Below are 22,944 nucleotides of genomic sequence, written 5' to 3'. Positions count from 1 at the left end.
CTGGGTATATTATTAACTCTTCATTTTAGTCTAAAAAAATAATTATATGCAGAATAGCATTAGTGAATACGCTGAAAATCAAGAAGTTAATCTTGAAATCAAGATAATAGATTCCGAACTATTTCAGAAAATTTCTAATAGTGATCAAATACCCCCATTTTTTATGAGTATCATCAGCCCTTTCAATCATTGGCTGTTTATTGGAAGTAACGGGGGGCTGAGTGCGGGGAGAAAAGATCCGGAAAATGCCTTATTCCCCTATTATACAGATGACAAGATTCTTGAATCTTCGGAAACTACAGGGTCAAAAACAATACTAAGAGTACAGAAAGATGGGCAGCTTTTTATTTGGGAGCCTTTTTCAATTCATTATGCTAATCTCTACCGACTCCAACGGAATTTATACAAGAACATCTACGGGAATAGAATTCTTTTTGAGGAAGAAAATCTAGACTTAAACCTGACATTCCAATATGAATGGAGTACGAGTGATCGATTTGGTTTTGTAAAATCCAGCAAAATCATAAATAACTCCTCATCCAAAATAGATATTTCGATCCTGGATGGAATTCAAAATATCATGCCTTACGGTGTCGGAAGTGCCCTTCAAGGCATGCGAAGCAATTTGGTGGACGCCTACAAGCGAAATGAACTGGAAAAAGAAAGTGGAATCGGCATCTTCGCTTTGAGTGCCATCATCGTAGATAAAGCTGAGCCGAGTGAGGCCCTAAAAGCGAGCATTGTTTGGTCTTTGGGTTTGGAAAATTCCAAGCGACTCCTCTCCTCTTCTCAATTAAATGCTTTCAGAAAGGGGCTTACTATTCAAGAAGAATTAGATGTTAAGGCTAAAAGAGGTGCTTATTTCGTTCAAGCTGATTTAAACTTAGATCAAGGACAAACAAAGGAATGGATTATCCTCGCAGATGTCAATCAAAATGCCTCTCAAATCCAAGCTTTGTCGAAGGCAATCAAGCAGGATAAAACCTTATTAGCACAAGTAAAAGATGACATCAAATTGGGTACCCAAGAACTGGTGAAACTTAACGCTGCTGCGGATGGAATTCAGTTGACCGCAGACTCCTTTAAAGATACCCGCCATTTTGCCAATTCGATGTTTAACATCATGAGAGGTGGGATTTTTGACAATAATTACCAAATAGAAAAGGAGGATCTTAAAAACAATTTGTCAATTGCGAATCAAGAGGTTTTTGCCAAGTTTGAAAAGGAATTGAATTCTTTACCAGATGAATTCTCAGTTTCCCATTTAAAGGAATTCGCTGCTAGTTCAGAAGATCCGGATCTCAAGCGACTTTGTTTGGAATATTTACCCCTCAAATTCAGTCGGCGTCATGGGGACCCTAGTAGACCTTGGAATCATTTTTCTATAAATACACGAAATGAATTGGATGGTTCCAAAATCTTGGATTATGCCGGAAACTGGAGAGATATTTTTCAAAACTGGGAAGCATTAGCCCTCTCCTATCCAGACTTCATTGAAGGAATGATATTTAAGTTCTTAAATGCCTCAACCTTTGATGGTTATAATCCATACAGAATTACAAAAAACGGGATCGATTGGGAAAAAATTGAAGCCGATGACCCTTGGTCTTACATTGGGTATTGGGGGGATCATCAGATCATTTACCTCTTGAAATTTTTAGAATTTTCTGAAAACTATGCTCCGGGTAAATTGGGCAGTTATTTCAATGAAGACATCTTCGTCTACGCAAATGTTCCTTACAAAATAAAACCCTACCAGGACATTCTTCAGAATCCTAAAGACACCATTGATTTTGATCATCAGCTAGACCATGCCATTCAAAAAAGATGGGTAGTGTTGGGTTCAGATGCGGCTTTGATTCAAAATCAAGGTGGAGCAATCCATCATGTCAATTTCATCGAGAAAATCCTTGCATCCATACTTTCAAAAGTTTCTAATTTCATCCCAGAAGGTGGTATTTGGATGAATACGCAACGACCGGAATGGAATGATGCCAATAATGCTTTGGTAGGAAATGGGGTTTCCATGGTGACGCTTTACTACCTTAGAAGGTTTTTGACTTTCTTCATCGAAGCTCTTGAAAATAGCCCTGTCAAAGATGTTCAGCTATCAGAGGAATTGTTTGAATTTTTTAAAGAAATTCATTCAGCCTTGGAATCCAATGAGCATTTACTTTCTGGACAATTCTCAGATAAAAATCGGAAGTCGGTATTAGATGCTTTAGGTCAGGCTGGTAGCAATTACAGGGAAAAAATTTATAAATCCTCTTTTACTAATCAGCGAAAAGCTCTAAGAATTCAAGAGCTGATTGAATTCTCCAGCCTTTGTCAGCGCTATCTCGAACATACGATTCGAGCGAATAAACGGGACGATAACTTGTACCACGCATACAATTTGATGACGGTAGAAAATGAAGATGAAGTCTCTATTTCCTACCTCAGTGAAATGTTGGAAGGACAAGTTGCCGTGTTGAGTTCGGGATATTTGACTTCTGAAGAAGCTCTTTCTACGTTGGATAGTCTTAGAGCTAGTGATTTATATAGAGAAGATCAAAACAGCTACCTCCTCTACCCTAACAAGGATTTGCCGGGATTCCTCGAAAAGAATATTATCCCGAAAGCCGATGTGACCAATTCGGCTCTTTTGACGCGATTAATTAAGGAGGGAAATAAAAGTATTTTGGAGCAGGACGTAAATGGAGACTACCATTTCAACGGAAACTTCAAAAACGCTGCTGATTTGGAAGCTGCTTTAAAGAATTTGCAAAGAAATGCTGTTACCGTCTCTGAGTCTGAAAAAAAAGAAGTCCTTCGAATTTTTGAAAAAGTATTTAACCACAAAGCTTTTACTGGACGATCCGGAACATTCTATGGATACGAAGGCTTGGGTTCTATTTACTGGCACATGGTATCCAAGCTTCAGTTAGCTGTCCTAGAATGCTGTTATAAAGCTTATGAAGATAAAACTGCTCAACCTATACTGGATAAGCTGATTGAACATTATTATGCCATCAATGAAGGAATTGGAGTCCATAAATCACCGGAAGTTTACGGAGCCTTCCCCACTGATCCTTATTCTCATACTCCTGCAGGTAAAGGTGCTCAGCAACCTGGAATGACAGGTCAAGTGAAAGAAGACATTCTATGCCGATTTGGGGAGTTTGGGGTATCTATTAAAGATGGCCAACTTTCTTTCAATCCTTTTTTATTGCAGAAAGAGGAGTTTTTGACTCAAAGTCAAACCATGAAAGTCGTTGATGTCAAAGGGAATATGAATCAAATTCCACTACCTGAAAATTCACTAGCCTTTACCTATTGCCAAGTTCCTGTTATATATAATAAGGATGGAAAAAATAGCCTTGAAGTTATTTTTAAGGATGGCTCTAAATCTCTGCATGAAGACGGGTTGAATTTAGATAAAGCTTCTAGTGATAAAATATTCCATCGAAGTGGAGAAATAAGCCATGTGATTGTTCATCTAAACTCTAATATTTTACGATAAGCAAGACTTTTTTCCGGATGGTAAATAAGAGAAATACAAATTCAAAGCTGGATGAAAAGGTTGAGAAGCTACTTGCTCAAATGACCCTTGAAGAAAAAATTGGTCAAATGAGTCAAGTAAGGCATTTCGACGACATCAGTCCGGAGGATATAAAGACAAAGTTTATTGGTTCAGTAATTCATACGCAAGGTCCCCTTCCTGGTGAAGATGCGGCTGAATGGCAAGCGAAATTCTCAGAATTACAAAAACATGCTTTGTCTACGAGATTGCGAATTCCGCTACTTTTTGGTGTAGACGCAGTACATGGGCAAAATACTTATGAAGGTGCAACCATTTTTCCCCATAATGTTGGTTTAGGCGCTAGTGGAAATCCAGAATTGGTGGAAAAAGCGGCAATGATTACTGCCCAGGAGTCCAAAGCTACAGGATTCAATTGGGTATTTTCACCCTGTGTTGCCATTCCTATGAATGAAAAATGGGGTCGTGTGTACGAGGCTTTTTCTGAGAATACCGATTTGACAGCAAAACTAACACGAGCATCAGTTTTGGGACATCAAGGTTCTCAGAGCAATCCTGGTGTATTGGCAACTGCCAAACATTTTATAGGTGATGGGGCAACAGATTCTGGGGTAGAAGGAGGAAATACGACTTTAAGTCAAGAAGAAGTCTTGGAGCGTCTTCTCCCACCCTATCAGGCAGCTATTGAGGCTGGGGTTGCCTCGATCATGACTTCTTTTAATACGCTAGATGGGATTCCTATGCATGCCCATAAAGCCATGATTACAGACCTTTTGAAAGTGAGATTAGAGTTTGATGGGATCGTAGTCTCAGATTGGAAAGCTTATTCCCGGTTTGGTCAAAATGATATTATCAATGCAGGGATTGACATGGTTATGGCTGTGGATGGGGATTTGGATGCTTTTCAAGAAGGAGTTCGTACTGGTGTTTTAGAAGGAACCATTCCTGAGGAACGAATCAATGATGCCGTAAGAAGGATTTTAAAACAGAAGTTTCGTTTTGGATTATTTGAAAATCCCTTTCCTGACAAAAGCCTTATCGCCAAAATAGGCATACCTGAGCACCGTTCCGTCGCTAGACAAGCCGTTCGGGAATCTTTGGTACTCTTAAAAAATGAGAATCAGGCCTTGCCCTTGAAGAAGGATTCAAAAATTGTAGTTGTAGGACCTTTTGCGGATAGCTCTGGACTGCAATCCGGTGGTTGGACGGTAAACTGGCAAGGAACTAAAGAAAATTACCAAGGTGCAACAACCATTTTGGAAGGCATAAGGAAGTTTTCAAACCATGAAGTGAAATTTGATCCTGATGGCCAAGCAGAAGTAGAAGATGTGGATGTGGCAATCATTGTGGTTGGAGAGGAACCCTATGCGGAATTTTTTGGGGATATAGGAGGTGAAATGAACTTGTTTCAGTTGACTCTTTCCGAAACTCATCAACAATATATAAATGCCTACACAGAAAAGGGAATTAAAACGGTGGTTGTCCTTATTTCCGGAAGGCCTTTGGTAGTAACCAATCAAATCGAACAGAGTGATGCTTTTGTAGCAGCTTGGTTGCCAGGTTCCGAAGGAGATGGAGTTGCTGAGATGCTATTTGGTCTTTTTGACTTTAAAGGAAAGCTTCCTCATTCTTGGCCGAAATCAATAGAGGATTTTCAAGGAAAATATGGTCCTAATTTTTGGGATGATTCTATTCAACCCCTATTTCCAATTGGTTATGGGCTAAATTATCAAAAAAGCAAAAGCACATTAATTAGGATAAACTTAAAATAACATTGTCATGAATTTGACGAACATGAAATCAGTATGCATAGGAATGGCTTTATTAGCGGCTTTTTCATGCGGTAACAAAACAACAGAAAAAGAAACCATTAACTCAACAAATCAAAAAATAGTGACTGCAAAAGAAATTCTAGGAAACCCAGCTTATCAGGCGATTTCATATGAAGGATACCGGGCAAAATCCAGGGATATTCAACCAAGCATAGATCAGCTCAAGGAAGATATGCGAATACTATCTACCATGGGAATTAAAATACTCCGGACTTACAATGTTCAGTATGCACATGCTTCCAATCTACTGAAAGCTATTAGTGAGATGAAAAGTGAGAATCCTGATTTTGAAATGTATGTAATGTTAGGAGCATGGATTGATTGTAAAAATGCTTGGACGGACCAAGAACCGGATCATGACGTAGAAAGTGAGCAAAATGAAGGAGAAATCAATCGAGCTGTGGCTCTGGCAAACCAATACCCTGATATTGTAAAAGTCCTAGCAGTGGGCAATGAAGCGATGGTAAAATGGGCTACAAGTTATTATGTCCAACCATCTGTTATTTTAAAATGGGTTAACTACCTGCAAGATTTGAAGGCCAAGGGAGACCTTCCAAAAGATCTTTGGATTACTAGCTCAGATGATTTTTCTTCATGGGGAGGTGGAGATCCTATGTACCATACTGAAGATCTTGCTGAATTAGTAAAGGCAGTGGATTATATATCAATGCATACCTATCCATACCACAATACCCATTATAACCCGGATTTTTGGAGGGTTCCTCTTGAAGAATCCAAACTGTCAGAAATTGAAAAAGTTGATGCAGCGATGTTTCGTTCGCTTGATTTTGCAAAAGCTCAATATGATTCTGTCACCAATTATATGAAAAGCCTAGGAGTCGATAAACCTGTTCATATCGGAGAAACAGGCTGGGCCACAATTTCAGATGGCTTATACGGGCCTGATGGTTCGCACGCGACTGATGAATATAAGCAAGCGCGCTATTACCAGCTGATGCGGGAATGGACAAATGAAGCAGGTATTTCTTGTTTCTTTTTTGAAGGGTTCAATGAACCTTGGAAAGATGCTGGAAATCCGATTGGTTCTGAAAATCATTTTGGGTTATTCACAGAAACAGGTCAAGCCAAGTTTGTGATGTGGGATTTGGTTGATCAAGGAATTTTTGAAAATATGACCCGAGACGGAAATCCAATTGTGAAAACTTACAATGGAGATAAGGAAGCGCTTTTAAAAGATGTAATGGCGCCACCGGCAAAATAAATTTTAAGCTTATAAAAATTATATCTAATCAATTAACCACTTAACCCTTAATAAAATGTCAACTGCCGCGAAAACAGTCCCGATGGGCCAGAAAATAGCTTTTGGTGTGGGGATGTTAGCCAACCAAATGTTCCCTGCTTCGCTAGGGATATTTATGGTGGTTTTGGTCCAAAACTTGGGATTCCCTGGATGGATGTGGGGCATCGTCTACTTTCTTCCCCGAGTCCTTGATGCTGTGACTGACCCCATTATGGGCTTCATTTCAGATAACACCAAATCGGTATGGGGAAGGCGGAGACAATATGTGTTTCTCGGCGCCATTGTCATGGGGCTCGCTTTTTCAGTGATGTGGCAGCTTTATGGAGATAACAGTGTAAATTATAATTTCATCTATTTTCTTTTGGGCTCCTTTGCCTTTTACATTGGGTTAACCATTTTTAGTGTGCCCTACGTGGCAATGGGCTATGAGATGAGTGAGGATTTCCATGAGCGCACTCAAATTATGGCTATTGCTCAGTGGATTGGTCAATGGGCTTGGGTAATCGCTCCTTGGTTTTGGGTAATCATGTACGAACCAAGTTGGTTTTCCAGTCCAGAAGCAGCTACCCGTGAGTTGGCAGTTTGGGTAGCAGTCATTTTTTCACTTTGTGCGATGGTCCCTGCTATTTTTATTCCCAGCAAATCCACAAAAAATGAAAACTTCTCCCCGCTTACGTTTAATGCCATTGGGGATAGTCTTTCCCAAATACTAAGAGGTTTCAAAGAGGCATTCTCATCAAGACCTTTTCGAAAACTGTGTATTTCCACATTCTTTATTTTCAATGCTTTTAATACCGTAGCAGGCTTCGTCTTTTTCATCGTTGTATGGTATTTGTTTAGCGGCGATGCTGGTGCAGCTGGTTATTGGACACCTATTTTTGGGAGTGTTGGTGCCTTGGTAACCACCTTTATTGTGATTCCAATCGTGGCATGGATGTCCCGAAAAATTGGAAAGAAAAACGCCTTTATGGTTTCACAAGGCATCGCATTAATTGGTTATACTTCTCTATGGTTCTTATTTGTACCGGGTAAACCTTGGATGTTCATATTTTCACTTCCATTTCACTCATTTGGGATCGGTAGCCTTTTTGTCCTGATGATGTCTATGACAGCAGACGTGATTGATCTGGATGAATTGAATTACGGGGTTCGGAGAGAAGGTGTATTTGGAGCCATTTATTGGTACATGGTGAAGTTTGGATTTGCTATCGCAGGAGGATTGAGTGGTGTGATTTTGACTGTCGTAGGTTTTGATGGGAATGCAGCCGTGCAGCCGGAAGGGGCAATTGACGGTTTGAGAATGTTCTTTTCAGGGCTGCCTATGTTAGGAACCATAGCGGCAATGTATCTCATGCATGACTATGATGTTGATGAAGATAGAGCAAATCAAATCCGAGAAGAGCTTAAAAAGCGTAAAGAAAAGAAGAATACGATTGAAACTCCTTATACCCCCTATCAAGTTGAAAACCCAATTTCTTTAACTCAGGAGGATGAACCCGCAATTGCAAAACTTCAAAACAAATTTGCAAACAAATCGACCTCTGAAATAAAAGCTATGTTTTCCCAAATTCTCCAAGACGGATTTCATGGCTTATGTTTTAGCCCTTATCTCGAAGGGCAAAACATTGGAGATACCCTGTCTGAGGAACAGATCAAACGAAGGATGGAAATCATTGCTCCACATACTCGATGGGTACGCTCTTTTTCATGTACAGATGGAAACGAACTGATTCCAAAAATTGCTCGTGAAAAAGGCTTAAAAACCATGGTGGGTGCTTGGTTAGGTACCGATAAAGCTAAAAATGAGGCTGAAATAGCACAACTCATAAGTCTTGCCAAGGATGGATTGGTTGATATTGCCGTGGTGGGTAATGAGGTATTACTCCGTAATGAACTCACAAAGAATGAAGTTCTCGACTATTTAAAAGAAGTGAAGCAGGCTTTACCAAATGTTCCAGTAAGCTATGTGGACACATACTTCCTGCTCTCACAACAACCGGAAATAGTTGCAAACTGTGATTTAGTACTTGCCAACTGTTATCCATTCTGGGAAGGATGTAATATCGATCAGGCGCCTGTGTATCTACAAAAAATGTACGAAACAATTAAAAAGTCAGCTGCCGGCAAAGAGGTTATTATCACTGAAACAGGTTGGCCGGATTCAGGAGAAAAAATGCAAGCCGCAATACCTTCACCCGAAAATTCAATGAAGTACCTTATTGCATCCAATGAATGGTCGCAAAATGAAAAAATAGCTTTATTCACTTTTTCATCATTTGATGAACCTTGGAAAGTGCACCATGAAGGAGAAGTGGGTCAAAGCTGGGGAATTTGGAATAAAAAAGAAATCTTAAAATACTGATCACTATGTCATTTAATCCTGACAAAATTTTAGCTCTTGCGGGAAGAAACCTGCAAGGAATTTCCAAAGAAGAATTAACCGATTTATATCAAGCGCTGCTTCAAGAGGGCATGCATGGCCTATGCTTTAGCCCCTATGTTGAAGGGCAGCAACCTGGAGATACCCTTTCCGAAGAACAAGTACGACGAAGACTAGAAATCATTCGTCCTTATACCAAGTGGGTCCGTTCTTTTTCCTGTACCGAAGGAAATGAGTTGATTCCCATGATTGCGAAGGAAATGGGAATGAAAACTTTGGTTGGTGCTTGGTTAGGAAAAGATGACCAAATCAATCAGGAAGAAGTTGAGGGGCTTATCCGTTTGGCTAATGAAGGGTATGTAGACATCGCTGCAGTCGGCAATGAGGTTATGTATCGAAAAGACCTCACGGAAGAGCAGCTTTTGGAGTTTATTCAAAGAGTAAAGCAAGCGCTTCCTAAAACTGTGGTTGGCTACGTGGATGCATATTATGAGTTTGAGCATCGACCTCGAATTACAGAGGCTTGCGATGTGATTCTCGCTAATTGTTATCCTTATTGGGAGGGTTGTGCCTTAGATTATTCTTTGTTGTACATCAAGGATATGTACAATCGTGCGGTAAAAGCCGGAAACGGTAAAAAGGTCATCATCACAGAAACAGGTTGGCCAAGTCAAGGAACACCACTTTATGGAGCCGTCCCTTCAGATGAGAACTTCATGAAATACTTTATCAATATCCAAACCTGGTCTAAACTGGATGATATCCCTGTCTTTTATTTTTCCTCTTTTGATGAGTCTTGGAAAGTCGGTGCAGAAGGTGACGTGGGAGCTTATTGGGGAATTTGGGAAAAGGATGAGAAGTTGAAATATTGAAATTCAAACTTTTATTGAGGGGAAGAATAAGAAAATTCACCTACTCAATTTTAAAATCCGGAAGCCTAATCATTCATTTCAGCAGTGAAAGGAATTAGGTTTCTGGATTTTTTTATGGTTAAGGTTACTTTAATCCCAATTCTTCCAGCTTAATTTCATAATCATATTGCAAATCCTCATGAAGTCCGGCAATCAATTTTTCTGCCTTTCGAATCTGGATTTCAAAAAGGTTTTGAATAACAGGATGGCGGTGTTTGAGATATCCATATGCTTTTAGCCGCTCGCAAAAAAATAAAATGACTTCCACCTGATCTTCTTTCCGCTTACTGAGTTTGAGCAGTTTATTCATTTTTCTTCGAATGACTTGGGCTGATTTTTTTGCATAATAACTATGTTGAGGCCTTGCTTTCTGAAATTCTAATTCCAAATCTTCTGTAGCCATTTCCACAAAAAGATGAGGGTTTTCTTTTTCCTGAAGTTTAAAAAATAAGTATGCTTTATTGTCTCTTGAGAATTTGCTCAAGTCTGTGATCAGATCAACCAATTCCTTTTCATTCAAGAGCGTTAACTCCTTTTTTATTTGTGCTAAGCTTGGAAACTGCATTAAGGTTTTTTCAAATTAATTGAAATAAAAAGATGGTCAGCATCCCCCAGCCTGTCCCGGTAACCATACTCAAAATCGCCAGCAAGACTGCGTGAGGCATTAAATCTTTTCGATAGGCTGCAGTTACAGCAGGAGCTGTGGAAATACCTCCCAAATTAGCCATGGATGCAATAGGAACCCAAATTAAATTGAGATTGAGGATTTTGGATACGAGAATCATCCCTATAAAGTGAAGGATTAACCAAATCAATACAACACCTACAAAGGCCCAAGGCAAGGTCAAATTGCTGAAATCCAGTTTTAATCCTAAAATTGCCATGACCAAAATAATTCCGATTCCCCCCAGTTTTAGCGAAAATTGTGTATTCCAAATTGGTATCAAATTACCTAATAAAAGGCCTGCGATGGACAAAATTACTACTGTGCTTAAAAAAGAAAACTGTCCTATCGCCATCAAGAAATCAATTGCCAAAAAACATAAAACAATTACGATCGGACGAATCTTTTTTCCTGATTGCTCTTCAGTCTTGGATTGAAGTTGATCAGATAATTGGTCCTTTATTCTAAAAATTAAACTGAGCTCCTCTCCTTTTTTGATAAACTGAAACATGAGGATGGTCCAAATATTCACCAAAATATTATCCAAGACCAATACCGATAAAAAAAGGTTTTCCGGAGTTTCAGCCAGTTCTTTTAAAATCAATTGAGAAGTACTTCCACCTATCCAACCACCTACAATCGGAACTAATCCCTTCCAATAACCATCGGCTATAAACAAGGTATTCGATTGCAGCGAAAAGGAACTAACTATCCCTACTAAAATTACTGGAAGAACGGCTATGAAAAAGCTTCCACCAATGAATAAGACTAAGGGTCGCCATCCCACCATTATTCATTGTTTCAAAGGAAGGGATGACATGACGGCAAGCAAGGTGATCGGAATGATGATATTCCTACTCCAGTCATGTAAGTTGACCTGTGATAAGTCCCACCGAAAAATATGTGTGAAGGCTGCTGGGATTACATAAGCGAATAAAATAGCGGGGAACCAATTTAATACACCCTTAATAATTGGATGCTTTAATGTGCTGATTTTTAACACAAAAAAAACCGTCACTAAAACCAATACAAAAGCTATAGAATTAGCTGTATCCATATTAGAAGTCTTCGGTAATGATGCCTAAAACAGTCTCTATTCCTTCCAAATAATTTCCAATTCGAATATTCTCGTTTGGCGCATGAATGCTGTTATCAGGATTGGGGATTCGTACGGACACAGCTGGCACTCCCAAAATATTGATAAAAGGGGCCATGGGTTGAGATCCTCCAGTTTGCCGGGTTTTGATATACTTGTCTCCAAAAACCTTTTGCATTCCTTTTTCAAGCCATTTGCCAAAATCTGAATCCATAGCAGCACGAAAAGGCTGGGAACCTACACGTGAAGAAAATGAAACCAACTCGCTGTATGTTGAGCGTTCTTCTTTGCTTGGTTCATCACCAGAAATAATATAAAAACCTTGATTTTCGATATACTTTCTCAGCAAGCCCACTTGTCTTTCTCCGGGTGTTTCCTGAACGGTTCGCATATCAATTTCAACGATCACTTCAGAGGGAATAATGGTCCGAACTTCTTCTCCCACCCAGGCGGCGCGAATTCCCCGAATGTTCAGAGATGGATATTGCATCGCCTCTTGATATGATTTTCCTACTTGATCAGATTCTGCCAATCCCAAGTCAGCTAAAATTTCCTCGTTGGACTCGGGAACCTGAGCCATTGCCTCAAAGTCTTTTTCAGTTAATTCAACCCCCTCATAAAAACCAGGAATAAGTACTTTACCACTACTGTCTTTCAAAGAAGAAATCAATCTAGAAGCTGCAAAAACGGGATTTGGTGCAAAATTTCCATATTGACCACTATGAAGGTCTCTGTCAGCACCAAATATCTTTAAGGTAACCGTTGCAATCCCACGGGCCCCAAAAGCCAAATTCGGAAGATTGGATACATGTCGGGTTCCATCCATGATTAAGATACCATCAGCAGCAAATAGCCCTTTATTCTTTTGGACAATTCCTGCTAATTGAGGGGAAGATAATTCCTCTTGAAAATCAAGGATGAATTTTAAATTCACAGCTGGTTTAATTCCTTCCTTTTTTAAGATTTCCAAGGCTGTGAAAAATGCCATAGCAGGTCCCTTAGAATCCGAAGCGGATCGCGCAAAAAGCTTCCAATCCACATCAATCCCATGATACAAACTTTGCCAAGGGATTTCTTCCCATTGCTGATCAACTTCATGCTTGAGGACCAGTAAATAAGGGCTTTCCTGTAACCAAGCTGTAGAATCAACTGGTTGTCCATCAAGCTGCATGTAAACCAGAATAGTCTTTTTATTGGGGTTTTGTTCCCGTGAAGCAAAAAGATGGGGAACCCCATTTGCACTTAAGGTTTGAGTGGTATACCCCAATTCTTCAAAGTAGGCTTTTGTCCATTCAAGGTTTGCTTGAATCTGTTCCGGTATTCTTCCATTGTTTGGGATTTTTAAAAGTTCAGAAAAGCGTTCCAAAGAATGAAGCAATTCCTCTTCGGCTAGTTTTTGGATTTGTTCCTTTTCTAGCTGCGCAAAGGCTTGAAAGAAAATAGTTGATGTAAGAATTCCTAAAAGGATTGTTTTTTTCATGAGGCACAATACTTCATGGAATATAGGAATTCTATGCTCATGATGAGTAGTGCACCTCCTTGAAAATTGTTTTAGATCAATTTGTAAGACAAGCCAAACAATTTTTATTGACGGAACTTTTCTAATTGGTTAAGTTTAACGAGAAATAAGCTCAAAATGGAAACTTACGGAAAGATACTCCTCATTGCGATGCCGGCTTTTTTTGCGTTGGTATTGTTCGAAAAGTTTTGGGGATTGTGGAAGGGAAACGATACCGTTCCTGTCAATGATATGATTTCGAGCCTTAGCTCTGGAATAACCAATGTTACCAAAGATGTATTGGGTTTAAGCATTGTAGTGATTTCCTATGAATGGTTATATACTCATTTCGCCCTATTTGAAATTAAAACATCATGGTTGATCTATGTGATTGCCTTTCTTGCTTTAGATTTCGCAGGTTACTGGACACACCGAATTGCTCATGAATACAATATCTTTTGGAACAATCACATTATTCATCACAGCAGTGAGGAGTTTAATTTAGCTTGTGCACTGCGACAAAGTATTTCTTCCATAGTAAAGATTTTTGCCGTTTTCTTAATTCCTGCCGCCCTGTTCGGTGTACCTCCTCAAGTAATTGCTATAGTGGCACCTTTGCACTTGTTTGCCCAGTTTTGGTACCATACGCGTCATATCGGGAAAATGGGATTTCTAGAAAAAATCATTGTAACCCCCTCCCATCACCGAGTTCATCACGCAATCAACCCAGAATATTTGGATAAGAATTACGGACAGATTTTTATTTTTTGGGATAAATGGTTTGGGACTTATCAGGAAGAACAGGATGATATTCCTGCGGTGTATGGAGTCACGAGACCGGTTCAAACCTGGAATCCCATAAAGATCAATTTTATGCACCTGTGGCTACTTATTAAAGATGCTTGGCGAGCAAAAAAATGGTCTGATAAGTTCAAAATCTGGTTTATGCCTTTAGGTTGGCGACCTGCAGATGTAGCAGCTAAATACCCGGTAAATAAAATTAAGGATGTCTATCATTTCGAAAAGTATAATCCCTACTTGACGAAAGGAATGCTGATTTGGAGTTTTGGACAGATGATTGTTCTCTTGTTGTTAATCAGTTATTTGTTTGGAAACATTGCCACTATTGGTGCTCCGGACATCTTCTTTTACGGAGGATTTGTTTTCTTAACGATTTACGCCTACACAGAATTAATGGACCGGAACCCGAATGCTTGGGCTTGGGAATTATTGAAAGCGGCTTATGCATTTTACTTCATTTTTATTAGAGGAGATTGGTTTGGATTGAATGCCACATTCCCGGGAGCACTCCAAGCACTCATCATTTACCTGGCGGTATCAGTCATTTTAGCCATTTGGTTCTCATTTCGAAAAGATCAAGTACAACTTGCTAACTAATCTAGGATGAAGGAACTGAAACAAATTGTTAAGGCATACGAACAGGCAAAAGAAGCTGACAGGCAAGTTGCTTTAGCAACCGTCGTTCAAGTAATTGGTTCTGCTTATCGAAGACCCGGTGCTCGGATGCTAGTGGATATGGAAGGGCAATTGACTGGGGCAATTAGTGGTGGCTGTTTGGAAGGTGATGCTTTACGGAAAGCTCAGTCCGTTATTTTTCAGCAACAATCCATGCTGGTAACCTATGACACGACGGATGAGGACGATCAAAAATTTGGAATTGGCTTGGGCTGTAATGGGATTATCCATGTATTGATTGAACCTATTGATTTTAACGATCCTAAAAATCCCATAGCCTTGATTCAAGAAGCCTTGAAAGACAGGAATCTGGGCTTGTTATTAACAATATTTTCTATTCCAAATTCACGTTCAGCTCAAATTGGAACTATCTTTCTAAAAAAAGGAATCCACGAATTTGGAAAGGTAGAAAGCTTGAATCCCCAAGTTTGGCTTCATCTCAAGCATGAAATTCAATCATTTGATCAAGCCCAAAATGAAATTAGAACCTATCCTGAGTTTGGAGAATTATCTGTTTTCTTTGAAGTAATAAAGCCTGCTGTACGGGTTTTATTATTTGGAGCGGGAAACGATACTATTCCGGTTGCTCAGATGGCAGATTTGTTAGGGTTTGAACTGATTCTCATCGATGGAAGAAAAAATTTAGCGACTCCGGGTCGCTTCCCAAAGAGTCAGGAAATTTGGGTTGGGCCTGCTGAGGAAGTAGTAGAAAAGATCCAAACTGATTTACATACGGTAGCACTTTTAATGACTCATAATTTTGAATATGAGGCAATTGTTTTGGAAAAACTTCAGGAGGCAATGATTCCTTACATTGGAGTTTTAGGCCCAAAGAGAAAAACCGAAAAATTGATTGAGCGCTTGGAAAGTAAAGGGATTCAAGTAAATCAGGAAAACATTTACGCCCCTATTGGTTTGGAGATTGGGGCGGAAACTTCTGAAGAAATAGCGCTATCTATTTTTGCTGAGATCAAAGCAGTCTTAAATAAAAAGCAACCCATTTTTCTTCGGGATAAGCAAGGGCCGATTCATGAGAAAGGCGCATGAATACAGGAATAATTCTTTTGGCAGCAGGTTCTTCATCCCGCTTGGGAAGTCCCAAACAGCTGGTTGAATATCAAGGAAAAACGCTTATTCAGCGATCTATTGATGTTGCATCCAAAAGTGAAGCAGATTCTGTCCTTGTGGTTTTGGGTTGGCAACCTAATTTGATCAAAAAAGGGATACAGTCCGATGGAGTTTATTTTGTAGAGAATGAAAGTTGGGAAGATGGAATGACCTCTAGCATGCAGGCTGGTCTTGCTTGGTACATGGTTTCGGAGGATAAAGTAGTTTCTCCAAATCAGATTTTAATTATGACCTGTGATCAATTCAAGGTTGACACAGACTTGCTTGATTCATTGATCAAAGAAAAAGAGAAGTCGGGAAAAGGTATTATTGCTTGTCGTTATTCGGACACATTAGGTGTTCCAGCAATATTCGATGAAAAATATTTTGAAGACTTGTTGGGCTTGGATAAAAAGGTCCCTGCTAAAAAACTGATTTTAGAATATCTAGATGATGTCCAAATTGTTGATTTTCCTTTGGGTGCGCTTGATTTGGATACCGAAGAAGATCTCTCAAAGTTGAACGGTTAAGATGATTTTCTAAGCTTCTCTACGACTTCCGAAACCCAGGAAATTGTAAACTCAATGTCTTTCTCGGTTGTATATTTACCAATACTGAACCTTATAGAAGCCCTACCCAAATCCGGGTTTAATCCCATGGCTTTTAACACATGACTTGGTTTGGGTGATATGGATGTACACGCTGAGCCTGAACTTACAGCTACCTTTTGATTGATTTTTTTAAGTAACTCCTCTCCTTCTACTCCATCAAAAGAAATATTGGTCACATGCGGTAATCGCGAGGTTTGACTTCCATTCAATTTTGTGTTTGGGATCTGTAAAAGCCCCATTTCCAATTGATTTCTCAGTTTTTCCAGCCTTAGACCCTCTTGCTCAAGCGAGGAGTTTTGGATCTCAGCAGCTTTTCCTAATCCCACAATACCCGGAACGTTTAAAGTCCCACTTCTAAAACTCTTTTCATGCCCACCTCCATGTATTTGAGCCAAGGGCTTGGGCAAATCATGATTATGTCTTACATACAACACTCCTACTCCTTTGGGACCATAAAACTTATGGGAAGATAAGGCTATCAGGTGGATTCCTTTTGTGGAGACAGGTATTTTGCCAGTTGCCTGAACAGCATCTGTAAAAAAGATAATATCATGTTTTTCAGCAATTTCAGCAATTTCCTGTATAGGATGAATAACACCTGTTTCATTATTCGCCCACATCAAACAAATCATTTTTGTATGAGGAAGGATAGCATTTTCTAAAGAGTCCAAACATATTTTTCCCTCAGAATCCACAGGCAAATAGGTGACTTCAGCACCCTTTTTTTCTAATTCTAAAAATGTATCTAATACAGCCTTATGCTCCGATTGTGCCGTAATGAAATGCTGTTTGACATTTCCATAGGCCTCAAATGTTCCTTTAATCGCTAGGTTGATTGATTCGGTAGCCCCGGAGGTAAAAATGATTTCCTTTGGCCTGGCCCCAATTAAATTTGCTATCTGTTCTCTGGCTGTTTCCACTGCATTCTCCGCAATCCAACCATAAGGATGGCTCTTACTGGCTGCGTTTCCAAAGTGTGTTCCAAAGAATGGGAGCATCTCTTCGATTACTTCGCGGGCACAAGGAGTAGTTGCGTTGTAATCCAGGTAGATCGGATAGTTCATGCTAATAAAACTGCTTTTTTTCCTTCAAGTTTAAATACTTTTTTAAGCTGACCCAAACACTACTCTGTAGAGAAGGCAGGGAAAGATAGCAACGTAACTTCTTTTTATTGACTTCATAATTTATTAATATACAAGAAGATTCAGCCACCAAATTAGAGCTTAACGTTGGAAACATCCTTCATCGAATTTTTTAAAAAATTCAACCAACTCAATCTGAGTGATATGGTTGAGATTTACAAAATTTCTAGTTTCAAATCCTACAAAGCAGGTGAAAAAATAGCGAAGGAAGGTGATCAATTTGATTTTGCTTTGGGCATTCTAAAAGGGGTAATTAGAACCTATGTCACAAAAACCAACGGTGAAGAGAGAACAGTGAGGATTGCCTTGGAAAAGGACTTTACAGCTTGTTCAAATTGCTTTTTGAATGATGGGAAATCCAATGAATATTTAGAAGCAATCGAAGATTGTTTAGTAATTCAAATCAATACGAAAAAATTTAAAGAGCTTACAAAAAATAATATTCGTCTATTAAGATTTTGGAGTGATAATATTAGCCATGTTTTAAAAGAGAGCACAAATAGGATACTCTTTTTTGTTGTAATGACTCCTGAGGAACGTTATCAGGCTTTGCTAGATCAAAACCCTGAAATTATTTTAAGAGTACCTCAAAAATATTTAGCCTCTTACATCGGTATTACTACTGTTTCTCTTTCTCGAATTAGGAGTAGAAAAGCAAAGCTCAATAATTAATTAACAAATGTTATTTCGTTTATTTTTAAAATAATAGATTTTTATAAGGTAATTTTTGTTTTACCCAATATTTTAAGCACTATGAAACTAATCTCAAAACTGGCTAATGGAGAACATCCGACATGGTTTATGAAGGTTTTATTTCCATGTAAATGCATTGCTTACATGGCTTTTTTCCCAGCTATTTATTTTATAGGGAAACTATTTATTTGACACGTTCAATATAAGCTCTTCGAATCACTAAATTTTGAAGAGCTTTTTTTCACCTTATTCTTAACGGTTCAAATTTTTGGCCGTTCAAGGATTTTTTTGCCTTTGAGTACTCCCTACTAACCTGTTTTTGTCTAGGATAATTTTACAAAAATCATTTGTTGAACTGATTATTTTTCTAACCTGTTGTTTCCAAAAGCAATTCTGGGTTGAAGTTGTAAATCCTATCATTTGAAGTAATTTTGCTTTTCAATTTTTCAAAAATGAAAGAACCAGTAAACGCACTCAATTTTATAGAACATATCGTCGAGGAAGATTTGGCAAATGGTTTTCCAAAAGATCTACTTCGATTCCGATTCCCCCCTGAACCTAATGGATACCTGCATATTGGACATGCAGCTTCAATCTGCTTGAACTTTGGGTTAGGGGAAAAATACAATGCTCCGGTAAATCTTCGATTTGATGATACTAATCCCGCAAAAGAAGAGCAGGAATATGTAGACGCTATCAAGCGTGATATTGCTTGGTTAGGTTTTCAGTGGGCAAACGAGTGTTACTCTTCTGATTACTTTCAGCAATTGTATGACTGGGCTGTTCTGTTGATCAAAGAAGGGAAAGCTTATGTCGATCAGCAATCGTCTGAAGAAATCGCAGCTCAAAAAGGATCTCCTACTACAGCTGGAACTCCAAGCCCCTTCAGGGATCGACCCGTTGCTGAGAATTTGGAGCTTTTTGAAAAAATGAAAAATGGAGAATTTCCTGCAGGCTCTTATCTTTTGCGGGCCAAAATTGATATGGCTTCTCCAAATATGCACATGCGGGATCCCATTTTATATCGGATCGTCAACGCAGCACACCATCGTACTGGAACCAAATGGTGTATTTATCCAATGTATGATTGGGCGCATGGTCAATCAGATTACATCGAGCAGGTATCTCATTCCCTTTGTACCTTGGAATTCAAATCTCACCGGGAGTTGTATGATTGGTATTTGGATCAGATTTACGATTCGAGTCGTTTAAGACCCAAGCAGCGGGAGTTTGCGCGTCGTAATTTGAGTTATACAGTGATGAGTAAGCGAAAGCTTCTTGAATTGGTACAGAAGAAAGTAGTAGCAGGATGGGATGATCCACGAATGCCAACTATTTCCGGTTTAAGACGAAGAGGTTACACGCCAGATTCCATTCGGAAATTCAGTGATTTGGCTGGAATTTCAAAGCGGGATAACGTGACCGATGTTTCCCTTTTGGAATATTGTATACGGGAGGATTTGAACAAAACAGCTACCCGGGTAATGGCTGTTTTAAACCCAATCAAATTGGTAATTACCAATTATCCTGTCGATAAAACGGAGATTTTATCTATGGAAAATAATCCTGAGGATCCTAATTCAGGAACCCATGAGGTGCCTTTTTCCCGAGAATTATATATCGAACGAGAGGATTTTAAAGAAGATGGTGGAAAGAAGTTTTTCAGGCTTTCGCTCGGAAATGAAGTTCGTCTAAAAAGTGCTTATATCATCAAAGCGGAGTCCGTTGTAAAAGATGAGGCTGGAAATATCGTAGAAATTCACTGTTCCTATGATCCGGAATCGAAATCTGGAAGTGGTACGGAAGCTAGTATGCGAAAGGTGAAAGGAACACTTCACTGGGTTTCCATCGCTCATGCGATTAAAGCCGAAGTTCGCGAATACGATCGCTTGTTTTTGGATGAGGCGCCAGATGCCCATGAGGATAAAAATTTCATGGACTTTATAAATCCAGAATCTCTTCGGGTTATCAAAGAGGCTTATCTAGAACCATATTTAGCCAAGGCAACTCTTGAAGATAAATTTCAATTCCAGCGCCTGGGATATTTTACCCTAGATACAGATTCCTCTGAAGGAAATTTAATATTCAACAAGACCGTTGGTTTAAAGGATACTTGGGCAAAGCAGGTTGAAAAACCTGTACAATCGCAAAAAGCATCTACACCAAATCCTTCTCCTCAAGGGAAAAGAAAAGCCTTGAATGAAATTCAACAAATCAGTAAAAAGCTAACCAATTTCTCAGGGGAAAAACTGGAAAATGCTATTTCTTCTATTAAAGAATTAGCTGGTGAAGTTTCTTATGAAGAGCTAGAACCATTGTTTAATACAGCAGCAAAAAAAGTAGGAACGCGCATCGGTGTGATGATTACGCTGGGTGTTTTATTGAATAGTGGACAAGAAAAGAATCAAGCTATTTTGGACTATATCCAATCTGGGTTGAGCGATGAAAATGAGCTATTAAGAACTGAAGCTGAAAAGTTGAAATGAAAAATCGTTGAAGAATAACCATAAAAAAATCCTCTGAGCAATTCTCAGAGGATTTTTGTTTTTATGAATTCATTAGGCTGAATAACACTTTCGAATCATTCACCTTATGACCTTCGGATCTCTAGTTTGATATCCGAAAATTCCTTTTGCTCAATGAAAGGCTGACTTCGTAATCTCCTTCCTGTTGCGGCAAAAATGGCATTGGCAATAGCGCCTCCTGTTGGTGGTAGTGCTGGTTCTCCCAATCCTGTAGGATCATAGCCAGAGTCAATGAAGTGTGGCTCAATTTCCGGAACTTCCTTCAAACGAATTAATCGATAAGTATCGTAATTCCGTTGTTTTGGTACTCCATTTTCGAAGGTGAGGTTGGTATACATAGCATGTCCCATTCCATCCACAATTCCACCTCGGACTTGGTGATTAGCTCCGGTTGGATTTACCACCATTCCACAATCAGTGGCAGCAGTAATTTTCTTCAATACTGGAGTTCCTCCCTGCATTTCGATGTCTGCAACTTGAGCTACGTAGGATCGATGAGAGAAATAAACGCTGAAGCCTTGTTTGATATTTGGGTTTTTGCCCCAATTACCTTTTTCTGCAGCTGTTTTTACAACTCCAATCATTCGATCCACATCGTATCCGAGTTGACCTACAGGATTATTTTTAGCTCGATCCAGTAATTCCAAGCGGAACGCAACAGGATCTTTCCCAGCTTCTAGAGCTACTTCATCCAAGAAGCTTTGCTCAGCATAGGCCAGGAAGTTCGTAATTGGAGCTCTCCATGCATTTGTGGTGATGCTTGATTCATAATTGACTGATTCGATCAATAGGTTATCTACAGCTCCTGATGGGAAATTATTTTCACGGGTAGTATTCCCTGCATTCATTCCCACTCCTCGAAGTTTGTAGCCTATCATAGTTCCATTGGCATCCAAGGCAGCTTCAAATCGATAGCGTACTGCTGGTCTGTAGGCTCCTCCAGTAAGTTCATCTTCCCTACTCCAAGTAACTTTTACAGGAGCATTTATTGCTTTGGAGATATGAACGGCTTCTTCCACGTAATCAGCTCGAAGTCGTCTACCAAATCCCCCACCTAATCGGGTAATTTCTACAGTTACGTTATCAGCAGGAATTCCAAGAATTGCTGCTGCTGTTTGTCTCGCTCGGTCAGGTGTTTGCGTTGGTCCTATCAGTTCACATCGATCTCCTTTGACATGAGCAAAGAAGTTTTCAGGCTCCATTGGTGAATGTGCCAAGAAAGGACATTGATATTCAGCCGAAACAACTTTGGCAGCATTTTGAAAAGCAGAATTAACATTTCCATCCTGCCTTCTTACATCAGCTTTTCCATTAGCCATTAGTTCCTTGAAAATCCGATCATGGTCAGCAGAACTCTCAACGGATCCATCAGCCTCATATTCGATTTTTAATAGCTTTTTGGCCTTCATCAAGGGCCAGGTAGAATTTCCAACTACCGCAACAGATGTTCCGAAGGTTACCACATCTGTAACTCCTGACACTGCTTTAGCAGCAGCATCATCCAGGGATTTGATTTTCATCCCAAAAGGAGCTCGCTGTACCATGGCATGCATCATGCCTTCGCGATAAAAATCTAATCCAAAAAGAGGCTTACCAGTGTAAATTTCACGGGAATCCACATTCTTTACTGGGGTGCCAATGATTTTGAAATCCTTCTTGTCTTTCAATTTTACCTCTTCTGGAGCTTTCATTTGTGCAGCCTCGGCAACAAATTCCCCAAAATGTCCAGATTTCTTACTTCCGGAATGTGAAATGATTCCATTTTCCACAGTAATTTCTTCAGCAGGGACATTCCACATTTTAGCAGCCGCCGCTACTAACACATAGCGAGCAGTTGCACCGGCTTTGCGAAGTCTTTCCCAGCTATGTGGCATAGCTCCGGAACCTCCTGTCAATTGCCGATCATATTTTTCTGTATCCAAATTGGCTTGGAGGACTCGAACTTTTCCCCAATCAGCATCCAATTCCTCGGCAACTACCATTGGGAAGGATGTTTTGATATTTTGTCCTAATTCTGGATTTGGAGAGTAAATAACTACATCACCAGACGGGGAAATAGATAAATATGCGTTGAAGGATTTAGCCTGTGCCAAAACCTCTTCAGTACTTAGTACCTCAACTTTAGGTGAATCACAACTGAACCAATTGAAACCAATAAACAAACTGCCGGCAGTGGTTCCGGCTATTTTTAGAAAATCTCTTCTACTTTCTCTAGTGACAGTTTTCAT

General features: G+C 39.5%; 15 protein-coding genes. 10 read left to right on the top strand and 5 right to left on the bottom strand.

The features are described 5' to 3' along the window. Positions 1 to 163 precede the first annotated feature (163 nt). From HWE15_RS08015 to HWE15_RS07995, 5 genes are read left to right on the top strand one after another with little or no spacing between them, the layout of a single operon-like run. Entirely contained in the window at positions 164 to 3,502 is a 3,339-nt protein-coding gene (locus HWE15_RS08015; protein WP_290507000.1) for a hypothetical protein, read from the top strand. A 17-nt stretch (positions 3,503 to 3,519) separates the two neighbouring features. Then, positions 3,520 to 5,292 (top strand): glycoside hydrolase family 3 N-terminal domain-containing protein, encoded by a 1,773-nt coding sequence (locus tag HWE15_RS08010; protein WP_290506999.1) that lies wholly within the window; start codon positions 3,520 to 3,522, stop codon positions 5,290 to 5,292. Between the two features lie 7 nt (positions 5,293 to 5,299). Continuing rightward, on the top strand, positions 5,300 to 6,574 hold the full coding sequence (locus HWE15_RS08005; RefSeq protein ID WP_290506998.1) for a glycosyl hydrolase family 17: 1,275 nt from the start codon (positions 5,300 to 5,302) through the stop codon (positions 6,572 to 6,574). A gap of 55 nt (positions 6,575 to 6,629) precedes the next feature. Next, positions 6,630 to 8,975 carry an MFS transporter gene (locus tag HWE15_RS08000; RefSeq protein ID WP_290506997.1) on the top strand — a complete coding sequence of 782 codons (2,346 nt, stop codon included), beginning with the start codon at positions 6,630 to 6,632 and terminating at the stop codon, positions 8,973 to 8,975. A 5-nt stretch (positions 8,976 to 8,980) separates the two neighbouring features. Then, positions 8,981 to 9,865: a glycosyl hydrolase family 17 protein gene (locus tag HWE15_RS07995; protein ID WP_290506996.1), complete on the top strand. Its 885-nt coding sequence runs from the start codon at positions 8,981 to 8,983 to the stop codon at positions 9,863 to 9,865. 124 nt (positions 9,866 to 9,989) lie between these two features. Here the strand turns inward: HWE15_RS07995 and HWE15_RS07990 are convergent, their stop codons facing one another. The 3 genes from HWE15_RS07990 to HWE15_RS07980 all read right to left on the bottom strand — a co-directional run bounded on the left by HWE15_RS07990 (position 9,990) and on the right by HWE15_RS07980 (position 13,144). Then, positions 9,990 to 10,469, bottom strand: coding sequence for a hypothetical protein (locus tag HWE15_RS07990; protein ID WP_290506995.1), 480 nt, complete (start codon positions 10,467 to 10,469; stop codon positions 9,990 to 9,992). 10 nt (positions 10,470 to 10,479) lie between these two features. Further along, on the bottom strand, positions 10,480 to 11,358 hold the full coding sequence (locus HWE15_RS07985; protein WP_290506994.1) for a DUF819 family protein: 879 nt from the start codon (positions 11,356 to 11,358) through the stop codon (positions 10,480 to 10,482). Between the two features lie 268 nt (positions 11,359 to 11,626). Then, positions 11,627 to 13,144, bottom strand: a complete 1,518-nt coding sequence (locus tag HWE15_RS07980; protein WP_290506993.1) for a M20/M25/M40 family metallo-hydrolase — start codon at positions 13,142 to 13,144, stop codon at positions 11,627 to 11,629. Positions 13,145 to 13,300: 156 nt separating this feature from the next. On the opposite strand from HWE15_RS07980, the gene HWE15_RS07975 reads away from it, so the two are divergent. The 3 genes from HWE15_RS07975 to HWE15_RS07965 are packed head-to-tail and all read left to right on the top strand — an operon-like array spanning position 13,301 to position 16,275. After that, a complete protein-coding gene (locus tag HWE15_RS07975) occupies positions 13,301 to 14,560 on the top strand; it encodes a sterol desaturase family protein (RefSeq protein ID WP_290506992.1) in 1,260 nt (419 codons plus the stop codon). A gap of 6 nt (positions 14,561 to 14,566) precedes the next feature. Then, on the top strand, positions 14,567 to 15,685 hold the full coding sequence (locus HWE15_RS07970; RefSeq protein ID WP_290506991.1) for an XdhC family protein: 1,119 nt from the start codon (positions 14,567 to 14,569) through the stop codon (positions 15,683 to 15,685). Continuing rightward, on the top strand, positions 15,682 to 16,275 hold the full coding sequence (locus HWE15_RS07965) for a nucleotidyltransferase family protein (protein ID WP_290506990.1): 594 nt from the start codon (positions 15,682 to 15,684) through the stop codon (positions 16,273 to 16,275). Before HWE15_RS07970 ends, HWE15_RS07965 begins: the two co-directional genes overlap by 4 nt. Here the strand turns inward: HWE15_RS07965 and HWE15_RS07960 are convergent. Further along, positions 16,272 to 17,420 carry a cysteine desulfurase family protein gene (locus HWE15_RS07960; protein ID WP_290506989.1) on the bottom strand — a complete coding sequence of 383 codons (1,149 nt, stop codon included), beginning with the start codon at positions 17,418 to 17,420 and terminating at the stop codon, positions 16,272 to 16,274. The two genes, HWE15_RS07965 and HWE15_RS07960, sit on opposite strands and share 4 nt — an antisense overlap. A 222-nt stretch (positions 17,421 to 17,642) precedes the next feature. Between HWE15_RS07960 and HWE15_RS07955 the strand changes: the two genes are divergently transcribed. After that, positions 17,643 to 18,170, top strand: a complete 528-nt coding sequence (locus tag HWE15_RS07955) for a Crp/Fnr family transcriptional regulator (protein ID WP_290506988.1) — start codon at positions 17,643 to 17,645, stop codon at positions 18,168 to 18,170. A 473-nt stretch (positions 18,171 to 18,643) separates the two neighbouring features. Then, positions 18,644 to 20,677 carry a glutamine--tRNA ligase/YqeY domain fusion protein gene (locus HWE15_RS07950; RefSeq protein WP_290506987.1) on the top strand — a complete coding sequence of 678 codons (2,034 nt, stop codon included), beginning with the start codon at positions 18,644 to 18,646 and terminating at the stop codon, positions 20,675 to 20,677. Positions 20,678 to 20,781: 104 nt separating this feature from the next. On the opposite strand, the gene HWE15_RS07945 is transcribed toward HWE15_RS07950, so the two are convergent. Continuing rightward, complete coding sequence (locus HWE15_RS07945) at positions 20,782 to 22,944, bottom strand: molybdopterin cofactor-binding domain-containing protein (protein ID WP_290506986.1); 2,163 nt, start codon at positions 22,942 to 22,944, stop codon at positions 20,782 to 20,784.

Source organism: Algoriphagus sp., from assembly GCF_013373065.1.
GTDB lineage: Bacteria > Bacteroidota > Bacteroidia > Cytophagales > Cyclobacteriaceae > Algoriphagus.
This window is presented reverse-complemented; position numbering and strand designations above follow the sequence as displayed.

Coding starts and splice junctions, on each gene's coding strand:
- HWE15_RS08015 (WP_290507000.1), top strand. CDS start 164: ATGAGTATCATCAGCCCTTTCAATCATTGGCTGTTTATTGGAAGTAAC.
- HWE15_RS08010 (WP_290506999.1), top strand. CDS start 3,520: ATGGTAAATAAGAGAAATACAAATTCAAAGCTGGATGAAAAGGTTGAG.
- HWE15_RS08005 (WP_290506998.1), top strand. CDS start 5,300: ATGAATTTGACGAACATGAAATCAGTATGCATAGGAATGGCTTTATTA.
- HWE15_RS08000 (WP_290506997.1), top strand. CDS start 6,630: ATGTCAACTGCCGCGAAAACAGTCCCGATGGGCCAGAAAATAGCTTTT.
- HWE15_RS07995 (WP_290506996.1), top strand. CDS start 8,981: ATGTCATTTAATCCTGACAAAATTTTAGCTCTTGCGGGAAGAAACCTG.
- HWE15_RS07990 (WP_290506995.1), bottom strand. CDS start 10,469: ATGCAGTTTCCAAGCTTAGCACAAATAAAAAAGGAGTTAACGCTCTTG.
- HWE15_RS07985 (WP_290506994.1), bottom strand. CDS start 11,358: ATGGTGGGATGGCGACCCTTAGTCTTATTCATTGGTGGAAGCTTTTTC.
- HWE15_RS07980 (WP_290506993.1), bottom strand. CDS start 13,144: ATGAAAAAAACAATCCTTTTAGGAATTCTTACATCAACTATTTTCTTT.
- HWE15_RS07975 (WP_290506992.1), top strand. CDS start 13,301: ATGGAAACTTACGGAAAGATACTCCTCATTGCGATGCCGGCTTTTTTT.
- HWE15_RS07970 (WP_290506991.1), top strand. CDS start 14,567: ATGAAGGAACTGAAACAAATTGTTAAGGCATACGAACAGGCAAAAGAA.
- HWE15_RS07965 (WP_290506990.1), top strand. CDS start 15,682: ATGAATACAGGAATAATTCTTTTGGCAGCAGGTTCTTCATCCCGCTTG.
- HWE15_RS07960 (WP_290506989.1), bottom strand. CDS start 17,420: ATGAACTATCCGATCTACCTGGATTACAACGCAACTACTCCTTGTGCC.
- HWE15_RS07955 (WP_290506988.1), top strand. CDS start 17,643: ATGGTTGAGATTTACAAAATTTCTAGTTTCAAATCCTACAAAGCAGGT.
- HWE15_RS07950 (WP_290506987.1), top strand. CDS start 18,644: ATGAAAGAACCAGTAAACGCACTCAATTTTATAGAACATATCGTCGAG.
- HWE15_RS07945 (WP_290506986.1), bottom strand. CDS start 22,944: ATGAAAACTGTCACTAGAGAAAGTAGAAGAGATTTTCTAAAAATAGCC.